Below are 24968 nucleotides of genomic sequence, written 5' to 3' on the forward strand. Positions count from 1 at the left end.
CTCAGCCGCCGATGGGGTCGTGCACGGAGACCAGCTTGGTGCCGTCCACGAAGGAGGCTTCGACCTGGAGCAGCGGCAGCATCTGCCGCACCCCGTCCATGCAGGCGTCGATGCCGATCACGTGCCGGCCGAGTTCCATGCAGTCGGCGACGGACCTGCCGTCCCGGGCGGCTTCCAGGATGGCTTCGGTGATCAGCGCGACGGCTTCGCTGTAGTTCAGCTTGAGGCCGCGGCCCTGGCGCTTGCGGGCCAGGTCCGCGACCACGTAGACGACCAGCTTGTCGATCTCGCGGGGCGCGAGGTTCATCGGTGGATGCCTTCCTCGGACGGGACGGGGGCGGGGACGGGACGGGGACGGGGACGGGGACGGGACGGGGACGGGGTGCGGCGGGGTGCTCAGCCGCCGGCGGCGGCCCGCAGCCTGGGCAGCTGCGGGACGGCGGCCAGCAGCACCCAGGTGGTGAGGATGAACGGCCAGGTGAAGGTGTGGCCGTTGAAGGGTTTGAAGAGCGAGGTGACGGCGGCGGTCAGACCGGTGGAGAGGGCCGCGCCGAACAGCGCGTAGCCCGCGTTCCACGGGGTGGCGGCCAGGAAGACCGCGCCGAGCGCGATGCCGACCAGGACGGCGTTGTAGCCGTAGATGCCGGCGGAGACCTGCGCGGTGGGCGCACCGAGCGCCCAGGCCGTGACGATGCCGGCGACCGAGCCGAGCGCGGCGGCCAGCAGCACCCGGACGCCCGCGCAGGCCAGGCCGACCAGCATGATCAGGCCGACGTACCAGCTGTCCACCAGGAAGACCTGCGAGACGTTGGCGAAGAAGGCGTGCCACAGGTCGGAGAAGGTGATGCCGGTGTCGCCGCTGGTGGGGTCGGCGACGGGGGCGGGCGCGCCGTGCCAGATCCGGGCGAAGGAGGGCGCCCCGAGCACCATCACCCCGGAGACGACGCAGAACGGGGCGGTCAGCGCGGTCAGTCCGTAGGGCCGCAGCAGGGTGGTGAGCGCGGCGGTCAGGACGGTGCACAGCACGCAGCCGACCGCGGCGAGGACGTACGTGGCGGGGTGGTTGCCGAGCGAGGTGATCAGGGCGATGCCGGTGAGGCAGCCCGAGTAGCCCTGGAGGCCGAGCGCGATGGAGCCGCGGTCGACGCCGAACGCGTGGGCGGCGGCGGTGGAGACCAGCGTGCCGAGGGTGGCGAACAGGCCGACCTTCCAGCCGGCCGCCCACAGCCCGGCGAGGATGAACGCCCCGGTGAGCAGCTGCGGTTGCAGGTCGACCTGCCCGACGCCGCGCAGCGAGGCGGCCAGGTAGGCCGGCAACGGGCGCTTCAGGGCGCTGCGGGAACGCCCCTCGACTCCGTGCGTCACGTCTCGCTCCCGAATGTCCGCGGACCGGCGGGCTGCGTCAAATACGGTGATTCGTACCGAATATGACCGCCTGCCACTTCTTATCCCGTTCCGTCCGACCGGTCGGACGGGTCATCCACGTGTTCGCGCTTTTCACCCGATCGGCCCCCGGCGTCCCCCGGAGGAGCCCGATGACCAACCGTACCTCGACCTGAAGGACCGACCGGGCCCTCCGGCCCTGCCCCCGGGCCACGCCCGCTCCGAGCACGCCCCGGGCCGGCGGCGGTGACGGCGGTCCGGGCCGGGGGCTCAGGAGCGGTGGCCGGGCTCGAAGCGCATGCCCCGGCGGTCGTAGTAGCGGGTCATGCCGAAGCCGAAGGCCAGGGCCACCACGACGCCCAGCAGCAGCATCAGCCAGCCGCGGACCAGCCCGGCGCCGGCCTGCGCGTCGAAGTACAGGATCGACCGGACGGCGTCGACCATCTGCCGCATCGGCTCGAACACCCCGAGGAAGCGGTAGAAGCCGGGCGAGGCGCTGAGCGGCACGGTCGCGCCGGAGGCGGGCAGGTCGAAGGCGATGAAGACGAACATCGCGATCAGTTGCCCGACGTTGCCGAACGCGGCGATGATCGCCAGCACGCCCAGGCCGACGGTGGTGACGGCGCAGTAGGAGTACAGCCACAGCTGCCAGGCGTGCGGGGCCTCCATGCCCAGGACGGTGATCGCGGCGAGCATCACCAGGCTGGCGGAGACCAGCGCGACGGCCGCCGTCATGCCCATCTTGGCCAGCAGGACCTGGGTGCGGCTGATCCGCAGGGTGGGTTCGCGCAGGTGGAAGGGGCCGATCTCGGCGTCCGCGAAGCCCATCGAGACGTCGAGTCCGGCGTGCACGATGTTGGCGGTCATGAAGCCCGCCAGGAGCAGCAGCAGGGTGAAGTAGAACGCGCCGAGGCCGGAGCCGCTGTGCTCGCCGATCGGGTGGCCCACCTCGGTGACCGCCTCGACCGGGTCGGCCAGGAACACCTTGGCGGTCTCCGTGGTGGCGGTGGCGGCCAGTTGCCCGCCGATCGCCAGCGAGACCCGGTGCACGGCCTCCTGGTTGACCTGGCTCGCGATGCCAGAGCCGAGGCTGCCCGTCCCGGGGTTGGTGAGCACCTGGATCCTCGGGCGGGCCGGGGCGTCGGAGGTGGCCAGCGCGGCCACCGCGCGGGAGAAGTCCTCGGGGACCACCAGGGCGCCGTACACCTTGCCGGAGGAGAGCTGACGCTGGGCCTCCGCCCGGCTGACCCGGCGCCAGTCGATCTCGCCGGCCGGGGTGCCGGCCGCCACCTGGTCGGCGATCTGCGCGCCGAGCGGGCGGGACTGTCCCGGCAGCGGCGGGCCGGTGTCGGAGTCGACCAGCGCGATCGGCATGTGGTGCAGGTGCTTCTGCGGCGTCAGGATGTTGCCCATGTAGAGCAGGGACAGGCCCAGCGCGACCAGGGCGCTGAGCACCACCGGGGTCAGCCAGTTCCTCCAGCGGCCCAGCACCCGTCCGGCGTCGGCCGAACGGTCGGGGGGGCCGGGAGGTGTACCGGTGCTCGCCATGGTGCTCCGCGCGGTCGTCTGCCACGGCCGGGGCCCGCCGTCGGGGTCCGGCCTCGTACCCCGGCGGGGCACTGGGGTGACGATATGCACAAAACGGAGATTCCGCGGGGAGGGACTCGCGTCCCGTCGGCTCCTTTCACCGCGAGCGCTGCCGATGCCCCGCCAGTGGTGAGTGGCCCGGCGGTGCGGGGCGGGCGGGGACCGGTGGTCCGGCGGGCCGGTGCGCCTGGCATGCTGGCCCCGCCGTCGGGGGGCCGCACGGCGTTGCCGACAGGAGGGGGTCGAGCATGACCACGACCGCGGGGCCCGGCGTCCCCGCCCGGGACGGGGAGCCGGGCGAGTACTTCGAGCGGTGGCGGGACCTGATCGCGCGGACCCGGGACGCCGAGACCAGCAGCCCGTACGCCGACCGGTTCGAGGCCGAGCTGCGCCACCTGCAGCTCGGGCCGGTGACCTTCCTCGGCACGTCCTTCCCGCACGCGCGGTTCCGGCGCTCCGCCACCCGGGTCCGGCGCTCCGACCCCACCCTCATGCACCTGACCCTGGTGCTCGACGGCGTGCTGAGCCTGTCCCTCCCCGACGAGCCCGCCCGGGAGTTCCACCGCGGCGACCTCAGCCTGGTCACCAGCTCCCGCCCGTACGACATGCGGGCGTTCGGGGTCCGGCCGCCCGGGGCGGACCGGCCCCGGGTCGACGCCGTGGGCATCGACTTCCCGAGCGAGCTGCTGCCGGTGCCGCCGGAGCGGCTGCGGTCGGTGCTGAACCGGGGCTTCCGCGCGCGGACCGGCACCGCCGGGCTGGTGCCGGACTTCCTGCTCAGCCTGGACCGGCAGGCCGCCCACCTGGGCCCCGCCGCCGCGGAGCGGCTGGGCCCGGTCGTCCTCGACCTGGTGGCCGCCTGGCTGGCGGAGGAGATCGAGGCGACGGGCGAACTGCCACCGACCGCCCGGCGGCGCGCCCTGGTCGAGAACGTCCGGGCCTTCGTCCGGCGCAACCTGCACGACCCGGCGCTGACGCCCGCGCTGATCGCCGGGGCGCACCACGTCTCGGTCAGCTACCTGCACCGGGTCTTCACCGAGGAGAACGACGGCGAGACCGTCGCCGCCTGGATCCGCCGCCGGCGCCTGGAGCGGGCCCACCGCGACCTCGCCGACCCCGCGCTGCGCGGCACCCCCGTCCACGTCCTGGCGGTCCGCTGCGGCATCCCGCGCCCCGACGCCTTCAGCCGCGCCTTCCGCGCCGCGTACGGGCTCTCCCCGCGCGACCACCGCCACCGGTCCCTGGACGGCGGACAGTAGACGCGGCGCCAACCCACCGGCGACGCGCTGCCAACCCGGCGCGGACCCGGCTGGCTACCGTGGTCGACGTGAGGGGGCCCCGGCCGCTCGGGGCTCCTCGCGGTCGACGTGACAGCCGCCCACGGGGGACCCGACCGGCGCTGGAGGGGACGCGTCGGCCGGCCCGGTCCCGGCGGCCGGACCGGATCGCCCCCGGTCCGGCCGCCGGGCCTCCCCGGCCGTACGGGTCGGCGGCGTGCCGGAACCGGCGGAGCGGCTCAGTCGGTGGTGCGGCGGCCCAGGTAGGTGATCGGGCCCGGGTCGGGGACGGGGACGGGGTGGAAGCCGAGGCGGTCGTAGAAGGGGCGGGCGGCGGTGTTGGCGGTGACCATGCCGAGGTGGACCCGCGGGACGCCCTTGGCGGCCAGCGCGGCCAGCAGGGTGTGGATCAGCTCCCGTCCGTAGCCGGCCCGCTGGTGGCTGGGGAGCAGGTCGATGTGCAGGTGGGCGGGGTAGTCGGCGAGTTCGGGCAGCACCATCCGCTCGGGGGTGTGCATCAGGTCGATCATCGTCTCGCTGGGGGTGGCCGGGGCGCCGGTCGGCCGCGGGTAGCGGTCGGCGAGGGTGGGCAGCCACTCGTCCCGGAAGCGGCGGACGAAGGCGGGGGTGTCCGCGGTCGCCACCACGTACCCGACCGCGCGCTCGCCGTCGTCCAGCACGAAGGACAGGTCCGGTTCGAGCTCGGCGTACGGGGCGGCGAAGATGTTCGGCAGCAGGTCGAGGTCGGGGTAGGTCTGCCGGGAGTCGCCGCCGAGCTCGCCGGTGCGCACGCAGACGTCGAACAGGGCGGCCCGGTCGGTGGGCCGGTAGGGCCGGACGACGGCCCGGGGCGGGTGAGCGTTCATCGGGTCATCCTCGCCGCCCGCCCCCGGTTCGTACAGCGGTTCGACGGGGGGTCAGACCGCCATCGCCAGCATCAGCGGGGTCGCCCGGACGGCCAGCAGCTCGGCGGCCTCGCGCAGCCGGTGCGCCTGGGCGACCGGCAGCGAGGTGGCCAGGCAGCCGACGGTGCTCCCGGCGACGATCGGGACGGCCGCGCAGACCGTGTCCATCGAGTACTCCTGGAGGTCCAGCACCGGGACGGTGGCGGGCTGCCGGTCAAGCCGGTGCAGCAGCCGGTCGGTCTCGGTGATGGTGCGCGCAGTCAGCCGGGCGGCCGGGTGCCGGGCCAGGTGGTCGAGCCGGGCGTCGTGGTCGAGTTGCGCGAGCAGGCACTTGCCGATCGCGGAGGCGTGCGCGGTGGCCCGGAAGTCCGCCCACTCGTGCACCGCCGGGGCGTCCTCGGCGGCGCTCACCGCCTCCACCGAGAGTTCGCCGTCGTGGTAGCGGCTGAAGTAGACGGCCGCGCCCAGCTCTTCGCGCAGTTCCTCCAGCCGGTGGTGCAGCCGGGCCCGCACCACCGGTTCCCGGTGCTGGGTGCCCAGCAGGGTGAACGCCCCGCCCAGCGCCCAGCCGCCGTCCAGTCCGAGCAGGTACCCCTCGGTCTCCAACTCCTCTGCCAGCGGCCGCAGTTGCTCCTCCGGGACGGACAGCTCCCGGGACAGCTCGGCCAGCGTCGCCCCGGCCGGGTGGCGGTCGACCGCCTCCAGCAGTCGCAGCGCCCGCCGCAGCACCCCGAACGGCCCGCCCCCGCCCGGCCCGAGCAACCCGTCACGCCGGCCCCTGCGCACCGTCGACATGGCTCCGCCCCTCCCCGCCGGTCCGGCCTTCCGCCCAGCGTAGCCAGCGCACCGCCCGCGCACCGTCCCCTCACCGGATATTCGCCCCCGCGGAGGGCCGCCCCCTTGACACGCATATGCCGGACCGGCCCCGGCGCGCACCCGCCGGAGCCGGTCCGTTCGGGCGCACGCCGGAGCCGGTCCGGCCGGGCGGGCGGGGAGGGTCAGTCCTGCTGGGCCGCGCGGAGGGCGGCGACGGCCGCGGCGAGGCGGCTGCCGTAGTCCGGGTCGGCGGCGTGGAAGTGGGCGAGGTTCTTCTCGACCACGTCGTCCCGGCCGACCTGGGCGAGCGAGCCGGCCAGGTTGGCGATCAGGCGGGACTTCTCGTCCGCCGTCATCAGCCGGTAGAGCTCGCCGGCCTGGAAGAAGTCGTCGTCCTTGCTGTGGGCGGGGGTGGCGTGGGTGCCGGTGTGGCCGGAGAGCGGCTGCGGGGCGTGCAGCGACTCGTCGGTCTGGGCGGGGCCGCCGTACGAGTTGGGCTCGTAGTTCCGGTTCCGGCCGTTCGGGTTCAGCGCGGCGTACCCGTCCTGCCCGTAGTTGGCCGCCCCGGCCGCCCGCGGGGCGTTGACCGGCAGCTGGGTGTGGTTGACGCCGAGCCGGTAGCGCTGGGCGTCGGCGTAGGCGAACAGCCGCCCCTGGAGCATCCGGTCGGGCGACGGGCCGATGCCGGGCACGAAGTTGTTCGGCGAGAACGCGGCCTGCTCGACCTCGGCGAACACGTTCTCCGGGTTCCGGTTCAGCACCAGCCGGCCGACCCGGACCAGCGGGTAGTCGGCGTGCGGCCACACCTTGGTGACGTCGAACGGGTTGAACCGGTAGTCGGCGGCGTCCTCCACCGGCATCAGCTGCACGTACAGCGTCCAGGACGGGAACACCCCGCGCTCGATCGCCTGGCGCAGGTCCCGCTGGTGGCTGTCGGCGTCCCCGCCGGCGGTCTGCGCGGCCTGCTCGGCGTCCAGCGAGCGGATGCCCTGGTTGGTCTTGAAGTGGTACTTCACCCAGTGCGCCCGGCCCTCGGCGTCGACCCACTGGTAGGTGTGCGAGCCGAAGCCGTTCATGTGCCGGTAGGAGGCCGGGATGCCGCGGTCGCCGAACAGCCAGGTGATCTGGTGGGTGGAGGCCGGGGAGTGCGCCCAGAAGTCCCAGACGTTGTCGGGCTCCTGGACGCCGGTGTACGGGTCGCGCTTCTGCGAGTGAATGAAGTCCGGGAACTTGAGCGGGTCCTTGATGAAGAACACCGGGGTGTTGTTGCCGACCAGGTCGTAGTTGCCCTGCTCGGTGTAGAACTTGACGGCGAAGCCGCGCGGGTCGCGGACCGCGTCGGTGGAGCCCAGCGCGCCCGCGACGGTCGAGAAGCGCAGGAACAGCTCGGTGCGCTTGCCGACCGCCGAGAGGAACGCGGCCCTGGTGTACCGCGAGACGTCGTCGGTCACCTCGAAGTACCCGTACGCGCCCGACCCGCGGGCGTGCACCACCCGCTCCGGGACGCGCTCCCGGTTGAACCGGGCCAGCTTCTCCAGCAGGTGCTGGTCCTGGAGCAGCAGCGGGCCGTACGCGCCCGCCGAAGCGCTGTTCTGGTTGTCGGCGACGGGCGCGCCGGACTCGGTGGTGAGGGTTCTGGGCATGGTGATCCTTCGGGCGTGTGGAGTGAGGGACTCTGCGGCGGGCGGGCCCGGACCCCGGTGGGCGCGCCCCCCGGCTCAGCTCTCGTGGAGCGGGCGGATGGCCGTCGCGTCGGTGAGGGGCCGGGCCTCGGCGAGGTCCGCGGGGAGGCCTGCCGCGGCGAGGGCTTCGCGGGCCTCGCGGAGCGGGAGCGCGTTGAACCAGCGCAGGGCCAGCGCGTCCTGGCCGGCGGGGGTGAGGCGGCCGGTGAGGCGCAGGCGGGCGAGGCCGCCGTCGGGGTAGACGTTGATCCGGACGTGGGTGACGGGGGTGCCCGCCGGGAGCCGGTAGCGGTGGCGGGTGTCGGGCTGCAGGCGGGTGCGCGGCAGCAGGACGGTCTCGGTCTCGCCGTCGGTGCCGACGAGTTCGGCCCAGCCGGGGGCGTTGGCGACGAAGTGGGAGGTGTCCACCTCGGCCGCCAGGACCTCGCCGCCCCCGGCCAGGGCCACTCGCACCCAGTCGTTGGCCTTGTCGCGCCGACGCCGGGTCTCCCAGCCGTCGCCCATGACGGTGGCGCGGCCGGGAGCGTTCAGGTGGTGCGGGGAGGAGAAGTAGCGGTCGGAGGCGGCCTCGGCGACGCCGCCGTGCTCCTGGGCGGCGAGGTCGAAGGTGAGGCCGGCCAGCTCGCGCGGGTCGGGCAGCACCTCGCCGTGCACCCGCAGCCGGGCGACGCCGCCGTCCGGCCAGATGTTCAGGCGGACGTGGGTCCAGCGGGTCGGGTCGTCGACCGGGAACCGGTGCGCGGTGTCGCCCTTGAGCGCGGTGCGCGGGACGAGGTCGGTCCACTCGGCGGCGGCCAGTTCCTCGGGCGAGGGGTGGCCGGGGACGGACGCGGCCTGCACGGAGGCGGTCTCGGGGTAGTTGCCGGTGAAGTGGGCGGTGTCGACGACCACGCCGCGGATGCGGCCCGCGGCGCCGAGCCGGACGATCGCCCAGTCGTGGTCGTCGTCGGCGGGGTGCGGCTGTTCGGCGCTGGTGCCGCGGCGGCGGCGGGACTCCCAGCCGTCCATGATCTGGCCCTTGTGGCCGAAGGTGTGCGGGCGGAACTCGGCGGGCTTGGCGACCAGCAGGTTCTCGGCGTCCGCGAAGGTGTCCTCGTTGGTGGCGACCACGCCCGCGCCGAGCAGCCGGGAGGCCAGGTCGACCAGCTCGGTGAAGGGCGCGTCCGGGGTCAGGTCAGTACTCAACTGGTGCTCCTTCGTTCGGCGTTCGGGGTCGGGTGAGCTGTCGGCCGTACGGGGCGCCGTCGGGGTCGACGGGCCGTCCGCGCAGCCAGGTGTGCCGGACCAGCCCGGTGAGGGTGCGGCCCGCGTACGGGGTGACCGGGTTCTTGTGGTGGAGGCGCTCGGCGCGGACGGTCAGTTCGCCGTCCGGGTCGAAGGCCACCAGGTCGGCGTCGTACCCGGGCGCGATGGCGCCCTTGGTGCCGGTCAGGCCGACCAGGTCGGCGGGTCCGGCGGACATCCAGCGGACCACGTCCGCCAGGGTGTGGCCGCGCCGGCGGGCCTCGGTCCAGACGGCGGGCAGGCCCAGTTGCAGGGAGGCGATGCCGCCCCAGGCGGCGGCGAAGTCGCCGCTGCCGCCGTGCCGCCGGAGGAGTTTGAGGTCGGGGGTGGAGGGCGAGTGGTCGGAGACCACGGCGGCGAACTCGCCGTCGGCGAGGGCCTGCCAGAGCAGGTCGCGGTTGGACTCGTCGCGGATCGGCGGGCAGCACTTGAAGGCGGTGTCCCCGTCGGGGACCTCCTCGGCGGCCAGGGTCAGGTAGTGCGGGCAGGTCTCGGCGGTGACCCGGACGCCGTCCGCGCGGGCCTGCCGCAGCAGCGGCAGGACGGCGGCGGAGGAGACGTGCAGGACGTGCACCCGGGCTCCGGTGCGGCGGGCGGCGGCCAGCAGGGCGGCGACCGCGGCGGCCTCGGCGCCGTCCGGGCGGGAGGCCAGGAAGTCGCGGTAGTGGGCGCCGGGCACCTGGGGGGCGGCGTCCAGCACGGCCGGGTCCTCGGCGTGGATGATCGCCAGCGCGCCGAGCCGGGCCTGTTCGGCCAGCGCGGACTCCAGGTCGGCGGGGGTGGCCAGGTGCGGGAACTCGTCCACCCCGGACGGGGCGAGGAAGGACTTGAAGCCGAACACCCCTTCCCGGTGCAGGAGTTCGAGGTCTGCGGTGTTGCCGGGTACGGCCCCGCCCCAGAAGCCCAGGTCGACCCAGGCCTGGCCCTCGGCGGTCTTCCGCTTGGCGGCCAGGCCCCGGACGGTGGTGGTCGGCGGGATCGAGTTGAGCGGCATGTCGACGATCGTGGTGACGCCGCCGGCCGCGGCGGCCCTGGTCGCGGAGGCGAAGCCCTCCCAGTCGGTGCGGCCGGGTTCGTTGACGTGCACGTGGGTGTCGACCAGGCCGGGCAGCAGGGCGGTGGTGCCCAGGTCGGTGAGCGGCCGGCCGTCGGCGGGCGGGGTGCCGTGCGGGGCGATCCGCTCGATCCGGCCGGCCCGGACCAGCACGTCGGCAGGGCGTTCGCCGTCCGGCAGGACCACCCGCCGGGAGCGGATCACCGCGGCGTCGATGGGCATGAGGGGACCTCCGAGCGTCGTGGGAGCGAGGGTGGGTCGAAGGAGTGCTGGGAGCCTAGGCTCGCCTTCAACAAAACGTCAATGTGGGAACGTACGAGAGGGCGACGGTCCGTCAGCGCAGCAGCGCGGCGGCCAGCCGCTCCCCCGCGAGCTCCGCGAGCTCGCCCGCCCGGGCCATCGACTCCGCCGGACCGCCCGCCAGCTCGGCCAGCGCCAGCGCCTCGACGAAGCCCGCCGCCCGCCACTCCCGCTCGGCGAGCTCCAGCCGCCCGGCCACCGCCGCCACCGGCACCCCGGCCCGGGCCGCCGCCGCGGCCACCCCCGCCGGGGCCTTGCCGTGCAGGGTCTGCGCGTCCAGGCAGCCCTCGCCGGTCACCACCAGGCGGGCCCCGCGCACCGCCCGCTCGAAGCCCAGCAGCTCCAGCAGCAGCTCGATGCCCGGGCGCATCGTCGCCCCCAGCAGCGCCAGCGCGGCGAAACCCACCCCGCCGGCCGCGCCCGCGCCCGGCGCGTCCCGGACCTCACGGCCGGTCAGCCCGGCGACCGCGTCCGCCCAGCGGGTCAGCCCCTCCTCCAGCACCACCAGGTCGGCGGCGTCCGCGCCCTTCTGCGGGCCGTAGACGGCCGCCGCCCCGCGCGGGCCCAGCAGCGGGTTGTCCACGTCGCACGCGACGACCACCTCCACCCCGCGCAGCCCGTCCGCGAGCGGGCCCGGCTCCACCCGCGCCAGCCGCCGCAGGGCGGCCCCGCCGGGCGGCAGCGGCGCGCCCTCCGCGTCGTACAGCTCGACGCCCAGCGCCTGCGCCAGGCCCGCACCGCCGTCGGTGCAGGCGCTCCCCCCGAGGCCCAGCACCACCCGGGTCGCCCCGAGCGCGACCGCCTTCGCGACCAGCTGCCCGACCCCGTACGAGCCGGCGGCCAGCGGCGCCGTCCGGCCGCCGGGCAGCCGGGCCAGCCCGGACGCCTGCGCCAGCTCGACCACCGCGGTCTCCCCCTTCACCGCCAGCCCCGCGACCACCGGCAGGCCGGTCGGCCCGGCGACCTTCACCTCCGCCCGGGAGAACCCGGCCGCGAGCGCCGCCGCCAGCGTCCCCTCCCCGCCGTCGGCCACCGGCAGCTCGCGCACCTCCACCCCGGGCGCCGCCCGCCGGATGCCGGCCGCGATCCGCGCGGCGACCTCGGCGCCCTCCAGCGACCCCTTGAACTTGTCGGGGGCGACGACCACATGACCTCGCACGGCACCGGGCCTTTCTGCAGAAACGAGCGGGCGGAACGGGGCCGGGGGCGGCGGGGGTCCGGGCCCCCGGACGCGCGCCACCCGGATGCCCGAGAGTCTCCCTCCCCGCCGACCTCCCGTGCGGGAGGCTCCCCTCGGCGGGGAGGGGTTCGTGCCCCCCCGGCGGCGCGGGCGCGGGCGGACAGGTGCGCGCCGCCGGGGGGAGTCCGGTCACTGCACCTGCTTGACCTCGCGGCCGGAGAGCCGCTCGACGCCGCGCAGCAGCGCGGAGTGGTCGAGCGAGCCGTCGCCGTTGGCGCGGGCGGAGGCGACCAGTTGGGCGGCGACCGCGCCGAGCGGGAGCGCGGCGCCGACGGCGCGGGCGGCGTCGGTGACGATGCCCATGTCCTTGTGGTGCAGGTCGATCCGGAAGCCGGGGGCGAACTCGCGGGCGAGCATGTTGCCCTTCTTGCGGTTCAGCACGGTGGAGCCGGCCAGTCCGCCGCCGAGCACGTCGAGGGCGGCGGCGAGGTCGACGCCGGCGTTCTCCAGGAAGACCACGGCCTCGGCCAGCACCTGGATGTTGACGGCGACGATCAGCTGGTTGGCGGCCTTGACGGTCTGTCCGGCGCCGGCCGGGCCGACGTGCACGACGGTGGTGCCGAGCGCGTCGAACAGCGGCTTCGCCTCGGCGAAGTCGGCCGCCGCGCCGCCGACCATGATGGAGAGCACCGCCTCGACGGCGCCGGCCTCGCCGCCGGAGACGGGGGCGTCCAGGGTGCGGATGCCGCGGGCCTTGGCGGCGGCCTCGACCTTGATCGAGGTCTGCGGGGTGATGCTGGACATGTCGATGACCAGGGCGCCGGCCCGGGCGTGCTCCAGGACGCCGTCCTCGCCCAGGATCACCTGCTCGACCTGCGGGTCGGCGGGCACCATGGTGATGACGACCTCGGCGTCGGCGACGGCCTCGGCGATCGAGGCGGCGCCGTGGCCGCCGGCCGCGACCAGGGCGTCGATGGGCTCCCGGGTGAGGTTGTAGCCGGTGACGTGGTGGCCGGCCCCGACCAGGTTGACGGCCATGGGCTTGCCCATGATGCCGAGGCCGATGAAGGCGATCTTGCGGCTCATCGCGTGCGGGTCCTTAGGTGAGTGGCGTGAGGGGGGTTCAGCGCGCGGCGCGCAGTTCGCGCGGCAGCCAGTCGAAGCTCTCGGCGCTGACGCCTCCGGCCGGGCGGTACTCCAGGCCGACGCGGCCGCGGTAGCCGGCGGCGGTGAGGCGGGCGAACAGGTCCTCGAAGTCGAGGTCGCCGGTGCCGGGTTCGTTGCGGCCGGGGGTGTCGGCGATCTGCACGTGGCCGATCCGGTCGGCGTGCGCCTCGATGACGGCGCCCGGGTCCTCGCCGTTGCGGGCGAGGTGGTAGAGGTCGCAGAGGAACTTCGCGTTGCCGAGCCCGGTGGCGGCGTTGACCTTGTCGACCACGTCGACCGCGGCGGCGGCGGTGACCAGCGGGTAGTCGGGGGACTCGGCCCGGTTGAGCGTCTCGACCAGCAGGACCGCGCCGATCGAGTGGGCGGCCCGGGCGGCGAGGGCGAGGTTCTCCAGGGCGAGGGCGTCCTGCTCGGCGGGGTCGGTGCCGGGGACGCGGTTGCCGTAGAGGGCGTTCAGCGCGCCGGTGCCCAGGCGGGCGGCGAGGGCGGTGGCGACCGGGAGGTTCGTCCGGAAGCGCGCGCTCTCGGCGGGGAGGGAGAGCGTGCCGCGGGCGCCGCGGACCAGGTCGTCGAGGAGGTTGAGGCCGGTCAGTTCGACCCCGGCGTCCTCGAACGCGGCGACCAGCGCGTCGGTTTGGTCCGCCCCGGGGGCGGGGTCCTCACCGAAGGGCCACCAGAGTTCGGCGGCGGTGAAGCCGGCCGCCGCGGCGGCCGTGGGCCGCTCCAGCAGGGGCAGTTCGCCGAACAGGATGGACAGGTTGACCGTGAAGCGGTGCTGGGCGGCAGCGGTCACGTCGTTCACCTCTCGCTCTCTCGCCGTGCAACTTCCACGATCCGGAAGCTGGATTCTGCTTGACGGAAGCTTCTCCGTCGCCGCCCGAGGCTGTCAAGGACGTCGCAACATTTTGTTGAAGCCACCCGGACCGCCCGCCGTCCGCCCGCGCCCACCTGTCCGATCGTCCGGACCGGCCGGATCGCTAAGGTGGGCGGGTGCGATTGATGGTGGAGTTCACGACAGAGCCGTTCGACCTGGACGGGTTCCCCGAGCACGCCAGGGCCGCGCGCCGGGTGGTGGACGAGGCGGGGCTCGCCGTCTCGGTCGGGCCGTTCGGCACCAGCGCCGAGGGCGACGCCGAACCGGCCCTGGCCGCCGTCACCCGCCTGCTGCGGGAGACCCTGGCGGCCGGGGCGAGCCGGATCTCGGTCCAGGTCAGCGTGCTGGACGAGGAGCCCGGCGCCCCGGGGGCGGCCGGCCCGGAAGGACGCGAAGGAGGGGATAAGCAGTGAGCGACGCCCTGAACCACCCGCTCGCCGCCGCCCTGGAACCCCTGCTGGCCGCGGTCGGCGCGACCGCGGTCGAGCCGTCCGCGGCCCGCGCGGAGGACGTCGTCCTGGAGTGGGACGGCGCCCCGGCCGTCGCCGTGCGGCTGCCGCACCTGAGCAGCGCGCTGGACCGGCTGCTGGCGGAGATGGCCCGGCAGTTCGACGGCCGGCCGCTGGCCGAGCTGGACCGCGCCGAGAAGCAGCGGGTGGTCGCGCTGCTGGAGGAGCGCGGCGCGTTCACCGTCCGCCACGGGGTGGAGACGGTCGCGTCGGCGCTCGGCGTCAGCCGGTTCACGGTGTACAACTACCTGAACCGGCAGGAGAAGTCCTGACCCCGCCGGGGCCCGGCCCCGGGGATTTGGCGGATCGCACACGGCGTCGGGTCGCGGACCCGGCGCCGTGCGCCGTCCCCACAAACAGTTCAACAAAGTGTTGACGGCCTGTTGCGGCCGATCTAGCTTGTGCGGGTGGCACCAACCCTCAGGAGGTCCACCGTGACCCAGCCACCCCCTGCCCTCGCCGCCCTGGCCGCCACCGACGCGGCCGGACTGCGGGAGCTCCTGCTGGAGGTCTGCTCCAGCCCCGCCTGGGCCGCCGCCGTCGCGGCGACCCGCCCCTGGCACGACCGCGCGGAGCTGTCCGCCGCCAACGCGGCGGCGACGGCGGGGCTCTCCGCGGCCGACCTGCGCGACGCGATGGCCGGCCACGCCCGGATCGGCACCCCGAAGCCGGGGGACGCCGTCTCCGAGCGCGAGCAGGCCGGCGTCCGGGACGCCGACCCGTCCGTCCTGGCCGAACTGCGCGCGGCCAACACCGCCTACGAGGCGAAGTTCGGCCACGTGTTCCTGGTCTGCGCGACCGGGCGCACCGCGGACGGCATGCTCGCCGCGCTGCGCGCGCGCCACCCGAACGACCCCGCCACCGAGGCGGAGACCGTCCGGGAGGAGCTGCGGAAGATCAACGAGATCCGTCTCGACCGCCTGCTTGACGCGCCCCAGTGACCTGACGGACAGTCACTCCCTGCCATCCAGTGAGGTCTTCCCCATCATGACCGGCATCTCCACGCACGTGCTCGACACCAGCCTCGGCCGCCCGGCCGCGGGCGTACCGGTCGAGCTGGCACTGCACACCGAGGGTGGCTGGCAGGTGCTCGGCACCTCCGCCACGGACTCCGACGGCCGGGTCAGGGACCTGCCGGCCGCGGAGGCGGGCTCGGTCGTCCGGCTGCTGTTCGACACCGCCGCGTACTACGCGGGGTCGGCGGAGCGGCCGTTCTTCCCCGAGGTCTCGATCGTCTTCACGGTCGCGCCCGCGCAGCACCACTACCACGTGCCGTTGCTGCTCAACCCGTTCGGCTACTCGGTCTACCGCGGAAGCTAGGTAGGCCGTCCGGAACCCTAGGAGCCACGTCATGGCCCACGTGCTCGGCCAGAACCAGTACGGCAAGGCGGAGAACCGCATCGTCCGGGTCTCCCGCGATTCCAACCGCCACGAGATCAAGGACCTGAACGTCTCGGTCTCGCTGCGCGGCGAGTTCGACGACGTGCACCTCACCGGCTCGAACGCCAACTGCCTGCCCACCGACACCACCAAGAACACCGTGTACGCCTACGCCAAGGAGCACGGCATCGAGTCCGCCGAGGGCTTCGCCGTCCTGCTGGCCCGGCACTTCGTGGACGACACCGAGCGCGGTGTGGTCCACAGCGCCCGCATCCGGGTCGAGGAGTACGGCTGGGAGCGGATCAGGACCCCCGACTCCTCCTCCCGGTTCATCGGCTCCGAGGAGGTCGGCCACTCCTTCGTCCGCAAGGGCCAGGAGGTCCGCACCACCGAGGTGGTGTACGACGGCGACCGGTTCCGGGTGGTCTCCGGACTCAAGGACCTGGTGGTGATGAACACCACCAACTCCGAGTTCTGGGGCTACATCAAGGACCGGTACACCACCCTCCAGGAGGCGTACGACCGCATCCTGGCCACCCAGGTGACGGCCCGCTGGGCGTTCGGCTTCCACGGCCGCGACGGCCAGCCGGAGCCGAACTGGAACCGCTCGTACCAGCAGGTGCGCCGCCACCTGCTGGAGGCCTTCGCCGAGACCTACTCCTACTCGCTGCAGCAGACCCTGCACGCGATGGGCACCCGGGTGCTGAACAACCGCGCCGAGGTGGACGAGGTCCGCCTGGAGCTGCCGAACAAGCACCACTTCCTGGTCGACCTGGAACCGTTCGGACTGAAGAACGAGAACGAGGTCTACTTCGCCGCCGACCGGATGTACGGCCTGATCGAGGGCACCGTGCACCGCGAGGGCGTCACCCCGGTGATCCCGGTCGCCTGACGCACCGCCACCCGCCGCACGCGGCACCGCGCTTCCGCTCCCTCCCCCACACCGTTCGGAGACCGTGCCCGCCCTCACGGCGGCAGTCCCGGGGGCCGGAGAGCGCCCCGGAGGGACCCTGCACCGTCGTCCCGCCCTCCGGCCGATCCACCCGCCCTCTCCAGCGCCCGGGTTGCGCCGAGAGCCAGGGACAGCAAAGGGGCTCTTCCATGGCACTCCGCACCACCCCCACCACCGACGACGGTTCCACCCCCACCCACCCGGTCGACGAGGTGCTCTCCCCGCCGAAACTGCTCGGCACCGGGCTCCAGCACGTCGCCGCGATGTACGCCGGCGTGGTCGCTCCACCCCTGATCGTGGGCGCGGGCGTCGGGCTGAGCCCCGGCGAACTCGCCCTGCTGATATCGGCCAGCCTGTTCACCGCCGGACTGGCCACCCTGCTCCAGACCCTGGGCGTCTGGCGGATCGGGGCCCGGCTCCCGTTCGTCAACGGCGTCTCGTTCGCCGGCGTCGCCCCGATGCTGGCGATCGCCAAGGAGCACGGCCCGCAGGACGCCCTCCCGGTGGTCTTCGGGGCGGTGATCGTCGCGGGGGTCCTGTGCTTCCTCGCGGCGCCGTACTTCTGCCGGCTCGTCAGGTTCTTCCCGGCGGTCGTGCAGGGCACCGTGATCACCCTGATCGGGGTGTCGCTGCTGCCGGTGGCGGTCAACTGGGCGCGCGGCGGCTCGCCGGGCGCGCCCGGCTACGGCTCGGCGAAGGCGGTCGGCCTGGCCGCGTTCACGCTGGCCGCGGTGGTGCTGGGCAACCGGCTGCTGCGCGGCTTCTGGCAGCAGATGTCGCTGCTGATCGGCCTGGCGGTCGGCACCGCCGCGGCCTTCCCGCTCGGCCTGGCCGACTTCTCGGCCGTCGGCGACGCCCGGGTGTTCGCGCTGCCCTCGCCGTTCCACTTCGGCGGGCCGCGGTTCGACGCCGCGGCGATCGTGTCGATGTGCATCGTCATAGTGGTCTCGATGACCGAGTCCACCGCCGACATGCTGGCGCTGGGCCGGATCGTCGACCGCGAGGCCGACGAGCCGACCCTGGCGGCCGGGCTGCGCGCCGACGGCCTGGCCACCGCGGTCAGCCCGGTGTTCAACGGCTTCGCGTGCAGCGCGTTCGCCCAGAACATCGGCCTGGTGGCGCTCACCAAGGTGCGCAGCCGGTACGTGGTCGCGGCCGGCGGCGGCATCCTGGTGCTGCTCGGGCTGTTCCCGGTGCTCGGCGCGCTGGTGTCGCTGGTGCCGCAGCCGGTGCTCGGCGGCGCGGGGATCGTGCTGTTCGGCACGGTCGCGGCGTCCGGCATCCGCACCCTCGCGGAGGCCGGGATGGAGTCGACCTCGCACACCATCCTGGTGTCGGTCTCGCTCGGGGTGGGGATCGTCCCGATCGCCGTGCCGACCTTCTACGACGGGTTCCCGGAGGCCGTCCGCACCCTGATGCACTCGGGCATCTCGGCCGGCTGCCTGGCCGCGGTGCTGCTCAACCTGCTGTTCCACCACGTCGGCTCCGCCGGCCGTTCCCTCCAAGGAGTCCCCCCATGGCAGTCCAGCCCCCCGCCGCCGACCGGCGGATCGTGATCGAGAACGTCGCGATCGCCACCGTCGACGCGCACGACACCGAGTACGCCCGCGGCCACGTGGTCCTGCTCGGCAACACCATCGAGTCGGTCGGGGACGGGCCCGCGCCCGCCTGGCTGGACAACGTGGCGCGGCGGATCGACGGCGAGGGGCACCTGCTCACCCCCGGGCTGGTCAACACGCACCACCACTTCTACCAGTGGATCACCCGCGGACTGGCCCAGGACAGCATCCTGTTCGACTGGCTGGTGGCGCTGTACCCGACCTGGGCCCGGATCGACGAGGACCTGGTGCACGCCGCCACCCAGGGCTCGGCCGCCGCGCTGCTCAAGTCGGGCTGCACCACCGCCTCCGACCACCACTACGTCTTCCCGCGCGGCGGCGGCGACGTGCTGGGCGCCTCGGTGGCGGGCGTGCAGGAGCTGGGCCTGCGGTTCACCGCGCTGCGCGGCTCGATGGACCGCAGCCGGAAGGACGGCGGGCTGCCGCCGGACCACGCGGTGGAGGACACCGACGAGATCCTCGCCGCCTCCGAGTCCGCCGTCGACAAGTGGCACGACGCCTCGTTCGGCTCGATGCTGCACGTCGCGATCGCGCCCTGCTCGCCGTTCTCGGTCTCCACCGAACTGATGCGGCAGTCCGCCGAGTTGGCCCGCCGCAAGGGCGTGCGGCTGCACACTCACGGCTCGGAGACCGCCGAGGAGGAGGAGTTCTGCCGGCAGCTGTTCGGGATGGGCCCGACCGACTACTTCGAGTCGACGGGCTGGCTGGGCGAGGACGTGTGGATGGCGCACTGCGTCCACATGAACGACTCCGACATCGCCAAGTTCGCCGAGACCGGCACCGGCGTCGCGCACTGCCCGTCCTCCAACGCCCGGCTGGCCGCCGGGATCGCCCGCGTCCCCGACATGCTGAGGGCGGGCGTGCCGGTCGGCCTGGGCGTGGACGGCACCGCCTCCAACGAGTCCGGCGAACTGGGCACCGAACTGCGCAACGCGCTGCTGATCAACCGGCTGCACGGCCGCCCCGACGCGCTGACGGTGCGCCAGGCGCTGCGCCTGGGCACCATGGGCGGCGCCCGGGTGCTGGGACGGCAGGCCGAGATCGGCTCGATCGAGGCCGGCAAGCTCGCCGACCTCGCGCTCTGGAAGGTCGACGGGGTGCTGCACTCCTCGATCGCCGACCCGGTCGCCGCGCTCGTCCTCGGCGCCCTGCCGCCGCTGACCGCCCTGTTCGTCAACGGCAACCCGGTGGTCGAGAACGGCCGCCTGACCACCGCCGACGAGGACCGGATCGCCCTCGCCGCCGCCCGCGCCGCCCGCGACCTGGCCGCCCGCGGCTGACGCCCCACCGAGCCCCGGGGGCCGGCCGCCAGGGACGACGGCGGGCCCCCGGACCACGGCCCCGGACCCACGGCGAAGGGTCCGGGGCCGACCCACGCCGCCGTCCGGACCGGCCCTCCGGGCTACGGCGGGCTGGGCGCCGTCCGGCCGCTGCCGCACGAGCGGCTGCTGCACCACTTCGGCACCGACCGGCCGACCGTCTCCTCGTACGTCCGGGCCATGGAGGGCGACGAGCTGCTCATGGAGGCGACCCGCCGCTGGACCGGCCGGTGCGTGCTGCTCCACACCGGCGGCGATCCCACGCACTGGGGCGTGTTCGGCTTCTCCGGCGGCTGACGGACCGTCACCGCCTCCCCCGTCGGCACCAGCGCCACCGCGGGCACGACGCCCCGGGCGCGGTCAGCCGCCACCTGACCGCGCTCACCGCCGCCGGCCCGCTCCCCCGTACCCGCACCGGCCGCAGCGGCCGCTACGTGAGCGCCTCCGGGTGCTTCTCCGAGCCCGGCTGGTCCCGCTCCCACGGCCAGGCCGCGTCCTGCCCGGCCTCCAGCAGGGGGATCAGGCGGAACGCGGCGTCGGTCAGGCCGCCGAAGGTGTGGCGGTTGCCGGTGCCGGAGGGGGCGTGGCCGGTGCGGTAGCCGGCCAGGTTCCAGGTGTAGCAGGGGACGTGCGCCGGGACGGGCTCCAGCGGGTCGCGCGAGAAGCCGCCGTAGGCCTGCTCGTCGGTGACGATCACCACCCGGTCGTGGCCCCGGTAGTGGGCGCGGACGGCGGCGGCGGTGTCGGTGCCGCCGCGGTTGCCGAAGCGGTCGACCGCCTTGAGCAGCGAGTCGCCCGGCCGCAGGTCGATCTCCCGGCTGGTGGTGCCGAATTCGACCAGGTCGGCGGCGGCGGCCCGCAGGGCGATCGCGGTGCCGAAGACCGCGGCGGTGTCGGCCCGGTTGAGCTCGGTCTGCGCGCTGGGCCGGTCGAACATCGAGCCGGAGCGGTCGACCAGGACGAGGGTGCGCCCGGGCAGTTCCGGCACGTTCTCCAGCGAGTGCCGCAGCGCCCGCTCCAGCGCGTGGCCCCAGCGCAGCGAGGGCGCGTGCCGGTGCGCGGCGAGGTAGCGGAACGGGAACTGGCGCGAGCGGCGCACTTCGCCGCGGTCGGCGATCCGGCGGGCGACCGCCTCGGCCGCCTCGTCCGAGACGCCGGCCCGGTCGAAGTTGCGCAGGTTGCGCACCAGCGCCATCGCGCCCATGGACGGGATGACGGCCTCCCAGGCGGCGGCGTCCAGCGGGCCTTGGAGCCAACCGGCCAGCGCCTCCCAGGTCATCCCGGCGGCGGCCAGCAGCTCGGCCCCGCCGGGGCGCTCGACCACCGCGCGGCGTTCGGCCACGGGCAGGGCCGTCAGCTCCCGGTGGGCGGTCAGCACGGCGCTCCCGGCGGGCGGGAGGGCCTCGTCGGGGCGGTGGCGCCGGTCCAGCGCGTAGCGGAACAGCTCGCCCTGCCACGGCTTGTCGCGGTGGGGGCTGGGGTGGGTCAGCTCCAGGACGTCGCCGAAGCGGTAGCCCTTGCCCGCGGTGTCGTACTTGAGCAGGGCCCGCGCGTCGTACAGCCGGGCGGCGGCGTCGGCGACGCCGCGCTTGAGCGGCTTGGGCAGGGCGCGGCCGTAGCGGGAGGTCCAGTAGGCGAGCAGTTCGCCGGGCTCGTCGGGGCGGCGCAGCACCGCGTCGACCACCTGCCGGGAGTAGCCGGGGAGCTTCGCGTCGAGCCGGGCGCGGGTGAACTCGGCGGCGCCGACCAGCGGGGCGGTGCGCATCGCGGCGCCGTGGCGCAGCCAGCGCAGCAGGCCGAGCGTCCACTCGGGGTCGCGGACGGCGAGTTCGCGCACCAGGGCGGTGTAGCGGTCGTCGCGGTCGCCGCCGCGTTCGTAGTAGGTGTCCTGGCCGACCAGGTTGGCGACGGCGAGCAGGAAGAGCTCGGACTTCTCGTCCCGCAGGTGGCCCGTCCCGCCCTGGTGGTTGGGGATGGTCCGCCCGGTGGTGGTGACGGGCGAGGTCGGGCCGCTCGCGGCGGTGGCGGGGCGGGTGTTGAAGCGGGCCATGGGGGAACTCCTCCTGCGTCCTGCGGGGAGGCGTGCCGGGCCGGGGCGTCCGAGATCGTGCGGGCCGGGTCGGCCCGCCGCGGTGGAGGTGACAGTTCGGTGCTCTGCCCTTGAGCTACCGCCCGTGCGGGGCACGGGCGACCGGGACTCGAACCCGGAACCGCCGAAGCCGGAAGTAACCCCCGCCTGCGCACCGGACGCCCCGGCGCGGCTGCCTCCCGAGATCGAGAGCGGCGCCGGTGGGTTCTTTGCAGGAAGTAACCGGTGCCTGCGCACCGGGAGGTGGCAGTCTGCGTACAGCTGGGTGTCCGGAGGTCGAGGCGGCGGGGGTGACGTGGAACGGTTCCTTCACCTGGGCCGCACCGGCCGGAGCCGACGGACCCATCCAGAGAAGTAACCCCTGCCTGCGCACCCGGACGTGGATCACCCTAGCCAGCGCGCTCCCGCGGCCGCACCCGTTTTTCCCCGGTGCCGGGGCGGCCCGGGCGCCTCGTTCAGGCTTCGCGGCCGAGGGTGGCCAGGTAGGCGCGCCAGCCGCCGTGCGCGGTGATCTCGCGGTGCACGCCGCGTTCCAGCTGGCCGCGGGCCAGCACCATCGACAGCGCGGGGGTGCCGTCGGCCAACTCGATGACGCCGAGCTCCAGTTCGCGCGGTTCGCCGGGCAGGACGGCGTCCCGCAGGCGCTCCAGCGGCAGTTCGTACAGCTCGCCCTCGACGGCGGTGTCGGCGTCCGGGTCGGCGAGCAGGGCGGGGCACTCGTCGCGGACGGAGAAGAAGCGGTAGCCGGGGGCGGTGCGGGCCGGGCCGACCAGGTGGCCGTGGACCTTGGCGTGGAACGGGCCGCCGGTCATCGCCTGGCCGTTGAAGAAGACGCGTGCCATGGTGCTCCTTTCGTGGGACCGCCCCGTACCGCGGCCGGTGTGGGGGTGCGGCGGTACGGGGCGGAGTGGGCGGGGCGGGGTGCGCGGGGTGGAGTGCGCGGGGCGGGGCGGGGCGCTCAGTCGATGAGGGCGAGCGCGGGGAGGGTGAGGAAGTCCGGGAAGTCCTCGGCGAGGGCGACCTGCTCGAACAGGGCGGCGGCCTCCGTCCAGCGCCCGGCGGCGTAGGCGTCCTCGCCCGACTCGGCGCGCAGCGCGTCGAGTTCCTCGGCGACCAGGCGGCGGACCAGGTCGGCGGTGGTCTTCTCGCCGGTGTCGGCGAGCACCACGCCGTTGTGGATCCACTGCCAGACCTGCGAGCGGGAGATCTCGGCGGTGGCGGCGTCCTCCATCATGTGGAAGATGGCGACGGCGCCGAGCCCGCGCAGCCAGGCCGCGAGGTAGCGGATGCCGACCTGGACGGCGTTGTGCAGCCCGGCGCGGGTGCAGCTGCCGCCGGCCGCGGCGACGTCGAGCAGTTGGGCGGGGGTGACCGGCTCGGCCGAGCCCGGGTTCTCCTTCTGGTGCGGGCGCTCGCCGAGCACCGCGTCGAAGCACTCCCGGGCGACGGGCACCAGGTCCGGGTGGGCGACCCAGGAGCCGTCGAAGCCGCCCGCGGCCTCCCGCTCCTTGTCGGCCCGGACCTTGACCAGCGCGGCGGCGTTGACCTCCGGGTCCTTGCGGGAGGGGATGAACGCGGCCATCCCGCCGATGGCGTGCGCGCCGCGCCGGTGGCAGGTGCGCACCAGCAGGCGGGTGTAGGCGGCCATGAAGGGGGAGGCCATGGTGACGGTGTTGCGGTCGGGCAGGACGAAGCGCTCGCCGGCGTCCCGGAAGTTCTTCACGATCGAGAACAGGTAGTCCCACCGGCCGGCGTTCAACCCGGCTGCGTGGTCGCGCAGTTCGTAGAGGATCTCGTCCATCTCGAAGGCGGCGGTGATGGTCTCGATCAGCACGGTGGCGCGGATCGTGCCGTGCGGGATGCCGAGGGCGGCCTGGGCGTGGGTGAAGACCTCGTTCCAGAGCCGGGCCTCCAGGTGGCTCTCGGTCTTCGGGAGGTAGAAGTACGGGCCGGAGTTCGGGTCCTGCTCGCCCTTGGCGAGCAGCCGGGCGGCGTTGTGGAAGAAGTACAGGCCGAAGTCGACGAAGGCGCCGGCCACCGGGGCGCCGTCGACGGTGAGGTGCCGCTCGTCCAGGTGCCAGCCGCGCGGGCGGACCACGACGGTGGCGAGTTCGGCGGCGGGCCTGAGGGCGTACGCCTTGCCCTGCTCGCCGGTGAAGTCGATCCGGCCCTCGAAGGCGTCGATCAGGTTGACCTGGCCGGAGACGACGTTCTCCCAGGTCGGGGCGGTGGCGTCCTCGAAGTCGGCGAGCCAGACCCGGGCGCCGGAGTTGAGCGCGTTGACGACCATCTTGCGGTCGGTGGGGCCGGTGATCTCCACCCGGCGGTCGGTCAGCGCGCGCGGGGCGGGGGCGACCCGCCAGTCGCCGGAGCGGACGTCGGCGGTCTGCGGCAGGAAGTCCAGCGTTCCGGTGCGGGCGATCTCGGCGCGGCGCTCGCGGCGGGCGGCCAGCAGCTCCCGGCGGCGGCCCTCGAAGGCCCGGTGCAGGCCGGCGACGAACTCCAGCGCTTCCGCGGTCAGCACCTCCCCGGCGCGCGGCACCGGCGGACCGGAGACCGTGACACCGGGGACGGAGGGGGACGAACCCTGATCTGCGGCGGCCATGGGCAGGACTCTCCTTGGACTGTTCCGTTCTGTACAGTGGAGACTAGTTTCCGCGATACAGAATTTCAACGGTTTGTTGATGAATCGCGTGGACTCTACTCCTCCCGGGACTCCCCGGGCTCCCGGACTCCCCGGACATCGAAGGGAACGCTCGTGGCCAGCACCTCCACCGAACGCACCACCGGCTCGGTGCAGTCCGTCGAGCGCGCCTTCCAGCTCCTGGAGGCGCTCGCCGACTCCGGCGGCGTCGCCACCCTCAGCGAACTGTCCGCCACCTCCGGCCTGCCGATGCCGACCATCCACCGCCTGGTCCGCACCCTGGTCGCCCAGGGCTACGTCCGGCAGGACACCGCCCGCCGCTACACCCTCGGCCCGCGCCTGATCCGCCTCGGCGAGACCGCCGGCCGCCTGCTCGGCTCCTGGGCCCGCCCCTACCTCGCCGAACTCATGGAGGCCACCGGCGAGACCGCGAACCTCGCCGTCCTGGAGGGCGGCGAGGTGGTCTACGTCGGACAGGTCCAGTCCCGCCGCTCCATGCGCATGTTCACCGAGGTCGGCCGCCGCGTCCAGCCCCACTGCACCGGCGTCGGCAAGGCGCTGCTCGCCCAGCTCCCCGAGGACGAGGCCCGCGCCCTGCTCGGCCCCGGCCCGCTCCAGGCCCACACCCCCCACACCGTCACCGCCCCCGCCGCGCTGCTCGCCCAGCTCGCCACCGCCCGCGACCTCGGCTACGTCGTCGACGACCAGGAGCAGGAGATCGGCGTCCGCTGCATCGCCGTCGCCGTCCCCGGCGCCCCCACCCCCACCGCCCTCTCCGTCTCCGGCCCCGAGGCCCGCATCCAGGCCCTCGAAGCCCAGTCCGGCGCCGCCGGCCTCGTCCCCCTCATGCAGTCCATCGCCGCCCGCCTCGGCGAAGTCCTCTGACGGACCGCCGGCGCCGCGCACCGCAGCGGCGTGGCCGGACCCGGCCGGGGCGGGCGCCTCAC

General features: G+C 74.6%; 23 protein-coding genes. 9 read left to right on the forward strand and 14 right to left on the reverse strand.

Annotated elements, in window-relative coordinates; translation table 11 throughout:
* Position 1: 1 nt before the first annotated feature.
* The 3 genes from K353_RS30140 to K353_RS30150 form a co-directional block, all read right to left on the reverse strand.
* On the reverse strand, positions 2 to 307 hold the full coding sequence (locus K353_RS30140; RefSeq protein ID WP_111556675.1) for an urease subunit gamma: 306 nt from the start codon (positions 305 to 307) through the stop codon (positions 2 to 4).
* An 89-nt stretch (positions 308 to 396) separates the two neighbouring features.
* Entirely contained in the window at positions 397 to 1365 is a 969-nt protein-coding gene (locus K353_RS30145; RefSeq protein WP_111556676.1) for an urea transporter, read from the reverse strand.
* Between the two features lie 288 nt (positions 1366 to 1653).
* On the reverse strand, positions 1654 to 2931 hold the full coding sequence (locus K353_RS30150; protein WP_111556677.1) for a DUF3533 domain-containing protein: 1278 nt from the start codon (positions 2929 to 2931) through the stop codon (positions 1654 to 1656).
* A 287-nt stretch (positions 2932 to 3218) separates the two neighbouring features.
* Between K353_RS30150 and K353_RS30155 the strand changes: the two genes are divergently transcribed.
* Positions 3219 to 4229, forward strand: a complete 1011-nt coding sequence (locus K353_RS30155) for a helix-turn-helix domain-containing protein (RefSeq protein ID WP_111556678.1) — start codon at positions 3219 to 3221, stop codon at positions 4227 to 4229.
* A gap of 257 nt (positions 4230 to 4486) precedes the next feature.
* On the opposite strand, the gene K353_RS30160 is transcribed toward K353_RS30155, so the two are convergent.
* The 8 genes from K353_RS30160 to K353_RS30195 form a co-directional block, all read right to left on the reverse strand.
* Positions 4487 to 5113, reverse strand: coding sequence for a GNAT family N-acetyltransferase (locus K353_RS30160; protein WP_111556679.1), 627 nt, complete (start codon positions 5111 to 5113; stop codon positions 4487 to 4489).
* A 51-nt stretch (positions 5114 to 5164) separates the two neighbouring features.
* Positions 5165 to 5947 carry an IclR family transcriptional regulator gene (locus tag K353_RS30165; RefSeq protein WP_111556680.1) on the reverse strand — a complete coding sequence of 261 codons (783 nt, stop codon included), beginning with the start codon at positions 5945 to 5947 and terminating at the stop codon, positions 5165 to 5167.
* A gap of 203 nt (positions 5948 to 6150) precedes the next feature.
* The gene (locus tag K353_RS30170) at positions 6151 to 7611 is read right to left on the reverse strand and encodes a catalase (RefSeq protein WP_111556681.1); all 1461 of its coding nucleotides are present in this window, start codon (positions 7609 to 7611) and stop codon (positions 6151 to 6153) included.
* A 75-nt stretch (positions 7612 to 7686) separates the two neighbouring features.
* Positions 7687 to 8835 (reverse strand): allantoicase, encoded by a 1149-nt coding sequence (alc, locus tag K353_RS30175; RefSeq protein WP_111556682.1) that lies wholly within the window; start codon positions 8833 to 8835, stop codon positions 7687 to 7689.
* Positions 8825 to 10210 carry an allantoinase AllB gene (gene allB / locus K353_RS30180; protein WP_111556683.1) on the reverse strand — a complete coding sequence of 462 codons (1386 nt, stop codon included), beginning with the start codon at positions 10208 to 10210 and terminating at the stop codon, positions 8825 to 8827. Before allB ends, alc begins: the two co-directional genes overlap by 11 nt.
* Positions 10211 to 10322: 112 nt before the next feature.
* Positions 10323 to 11447: a glycerate kinase gene (locus tag K353_RS30185; protein ID WP_111556684.1), complete on the reverse strand. Its 1125-nt coding sequence runs from the start codon at positions 11445 to 11447 to the stop codon at positions 10323 to 10325.
* A gap of 210 nt (positions 11448 to 11657) precedes the next feature.
* Complete coding sequence (locus K353_RS30190; protein ID WP_111556685.1) at positions 11658 to 12554, reverse strand: 2-hydroxy-3-oxopropionate reductase; 897 nt, start codon at positions 12552 to 12554, stop codon at positions 11658 to 11660.
* A gap of 37 nt (positions 12555 to 12591) precedes the next feature.
* Positions 12592 to 13437, reverse strand: coding sequence for a TIM barrel protein (locus K353_RS30195; RefSeq protein ID WP_111556686.1), 846 nt, complete (start codon positions 13435 to 13437; stop codon positions 12592 to 12594).
* Between the two features lie 197 nt (positions 13438 to 13634).
* Here K353_RS30195 and K353_RS30200 point away from each other — a divergent pair, with 197 nt between their 5' ends.
* The 7 genes from K353_RS30200 to K353_RS30230 all read left to right on the forward strand — a co-directional run bounded on the left by K353_RS30200 (position 13635) and on the right by K353_RS30230 (position 19249).
* Positions 13635 to 13922, forward strand: coding sequence for a thiamine-binding protein (locus K353_RS30200; protein WP_111556687.1), 288 nt, complete (start codon positions 13635 to 13637; stop codon positions 13920 to 13922).
* Complete coding sequence (locus tag K353_RS30205) at positions 13919 to 14290, forward strand: helix-turn-helix domain-containing protein (protein WP_111556688.1); 372 nt, start codon at positions 13919 to 13921, stop codon at positions 14288 to 14290. The genes K353_RS30200 and K353_RS30205 overlap by 4 nt, the downstream gene beginning before the upstream one ends.
* A 162-nt stretch (positions 14291 to 14452) precedes the next feature.
* Positions 14453 to 14959 carry a 2-oxo-4-hydroxy-4-carboxy-5-ureidoimidazoline decarboxylase gene (gene uraD / locus K353_RS30210; protein ID WP_111556689.1) on the forward strand — a complete coding sequence of 169 codons (507 nt, stop codon included), beginning with the start codon at positions 14453 to 14455 and terminating at the stop codon, positions 14957 to 14959.
* Positions 14960 to 15005: 46 nt separating this feature from the next.
* Positions 15006 to 15338 carry a hydroxyisourate hydrolase gene (gene uraH, locus K353_RS30215; protein WP_111556690.1) on the forward strand — a complete coding sequence of 111 codons (333 nt, stop codon included), beginning with the start codon at positions 15006 to 15008 and terminating at the stop codon, positions 15336 to 15338.
* A gap of 31 nt (positions 15339 to 15369) precedes the next feature.
* Positions 15370 to 16290 carry a factor-independent urate hydroxylase gene (pucL, locus tag K353_RS30220; RefSeq protein ID WP_111556691.1) on the forward strand — a complete coding sequence of 307 codons (921 nt, stop codon included), beginning with the start codon at positions 15370 to 15372 and terminating at the stop codon, positions 16288 to 16290.
* Positions 16291 to 16499: 209 nt separating this feature from the next.
* A complete protein-coding gene (locus K353_RS30225) occupies positions 16500 to 17906 on the forward strand; it encodes a nucleobase:cation symporter-2 family protein (RefSeq protein WP_111556692.1) in 1407 nt (468 codons plus the stop codon).
* A complete protein-coding gene (locus tag K353_RS30230; protein WP_111556693.1) occupies positions 17867 to 19249 on the forward strand; it encodes an 8-oxoguanine deaminase in 1383 nt (460 codons plus the stop codon). The genes K353_RS30225 and K353_RS30230 overlap by 40 nt, the downstream gene beginning before the upstream one ends.
* Before the next feature lie 469 nt (positions 19250 to 19718).
* On the opposite strand, the gene K353_RS30235 is transcribed toward K353_RS30230, so the two are convergent.
* The 3 genes from K353_RS30235 to aceB all read right to left on the reverse strand — a co-directional run bounded on the left by K353_RS30235 (position 19719) and on the right by aceB (position 23982).
* A complete protein-coding gene (locus tag K353_RS30235) occupies positions 19719 to 21338 on the reverse strand; it encodes a TROVE domain-containing protein (protein WP_111556694.1) in 1620 nt (539 codons plus the stop codon).
* Between the two features lie 494 nt (positions 21339 to 21832).
* Positions 21833 to 22219 (reverse strand): gamma-glutamylcyclotransferase, encoded by a 387-nt coding sequence (locus tag K353_RS30240; protein ID WP_111556695.1) that lies wholly within the window; start codon positions 22217 to 22219, stop codon positions 21833 to 21835.
* Between the two features lie 116 nt (positions 22220 to 22335).
* Entirely contained in the window at positions 22336 to 23982 is a 1647-nt protein-coding gene (gene aceB, locus K353_RS30245; protein ID WP_111556696.1) for a malate synthase A, read from the reverse strand.
* 153 nt (positions 23983 to 24135) lie between these two features.
* Between aceB and K353_RS30250 the strand changes: the two genes are divergently transcribed.
* The gene (locus K353_RS30250) at positions 24136 to 24906 is read left to right on the forward strand and encodes an IclR family transcriptional regulator (protein ID WP_111556697.1); all 771 of its coding nucleotides are present in this window, start codon (positions 24136 to 24138) and stop codon (positions 24904 to 24906) included.
* The last annotated feature ends 62 nt before the right edge of the window (positions 24907 to 24968 follow it).

The organism is Kitasatospora sp. SolWspMP-SS2h, from assembly GCF_003259315.1.
Taxonomy (GTDB): domain Bacteria; phylum Actinomycetota; class Actinomycetes; order Streptomycetales; family Streptomycetaceae; genus Kitasatospora; species Kitasatospora fiedleri.

Coding starts and splice junctions, on each gene's coding strand:
- K353_RS30190 (WP_111556685.1), bottom strand. CDS start 12,554: ATGAGCCGCAAGATCGCCTTCATCGGCCTCGGCATCATGGGCAAGCCC.
- K353_RS30170 (WP_111556681.1), bottom strand. CDS start 7,611: ATGCCCAGAACCCTCACCACCGAGTCCGGCGCGCCCGTCGCCGACAAC.
- pucL (WP_111556691.1), top strand. CDS start 15,370: ATGGCCCACGTGCTCGGCCAGAACCAGTACGGCAAGGCGGAGAACCGC.
- K353_RS30150 (WP_111556677.1), bottom strand. CDS start 2,931: ATGGCGAGCACCGGTACACCTCCCGGCCCCCCCGACCGTTCGGCCGAC.
- K353_RS30225 (WP_111556692.1), top strand. CDS start 16,500: ATGGCACTCCGCACCACCCCCACCACCGACGACGGTTCCACCCCCACC.
- allB (WP_111556683.1), bottom strand. CDS start 10,210: ATGCCCATCGACGCCGCGGTGATCCGCTCCCGGCGGGTGGTCCTGCCG.
- K353_RS30165 (WP_111556680.1), bottom strand. CDS start 5,947: ATGTCGACGGTGCGCAGGGGCCGGCGTGACGGGTTGCTCGGGCCGGGC.
- K353_RS30155 (WP_111556678.1), top strand. CDS start 3,219: ATGACCACGACCGCGGGGCCCGGCGTCCCCGCCCGGGACGGGGAGCCG.
- K353_RS30160 (WP_111556679.1), bottom strand. CDS start 5,113: ATGAACGCTCACCCGCCCCGGGCCGTCGTCCGGCCCTACCGGCCCACC.
- K353_RS30240 (WP_111556695.1), bottom strand. CDS start 22,219: ATGGCACGCGTCTTCTTCAACGGCCAGGCGATGACCGGCGGCCCGTTC.
- K353_RS30230 (WP_111556693.1), top strand. CDS start 17,867: ATGGCAGTCCAGCCCCCCGCCGCCGACCGGCGGATCGTGATCGAGAAC.
- uraH (WP_111556690.1), top strand. CDS start 15,006: ATGACCGGCATCTCCACGCACGTGCTCGACACCAGCCTCGGCCGCCCG.
- aceB (WP_111556696.1), bottom strand. CDS start 23,982: ATGGCCGCCGCAGATCAGGGTTCGTCCCCCTCCGTCCCCGGTGTCACG.
- K353_RS30200 (WP_111556687.1), top strand. CDS start 13,635: ATGGTGGAGTTCACGACAGAGCCGTTCGACCTGGACGGGTTCCCCGAG.
- K353_RS30235 (WP_111556694.1), bottom strand. CDS start 21,338: ATGGCCCGCTTCAACACCCGCCCCGCCACCGCCGCGAGCGGCCCGACC.
- K353_RS30140 (WP_111556675.1), bottom strand. CDS start 307: ATGAACCTCGCGCCCCGCGAGATCGACAAGCTGGTCGTCTACGTGGTC.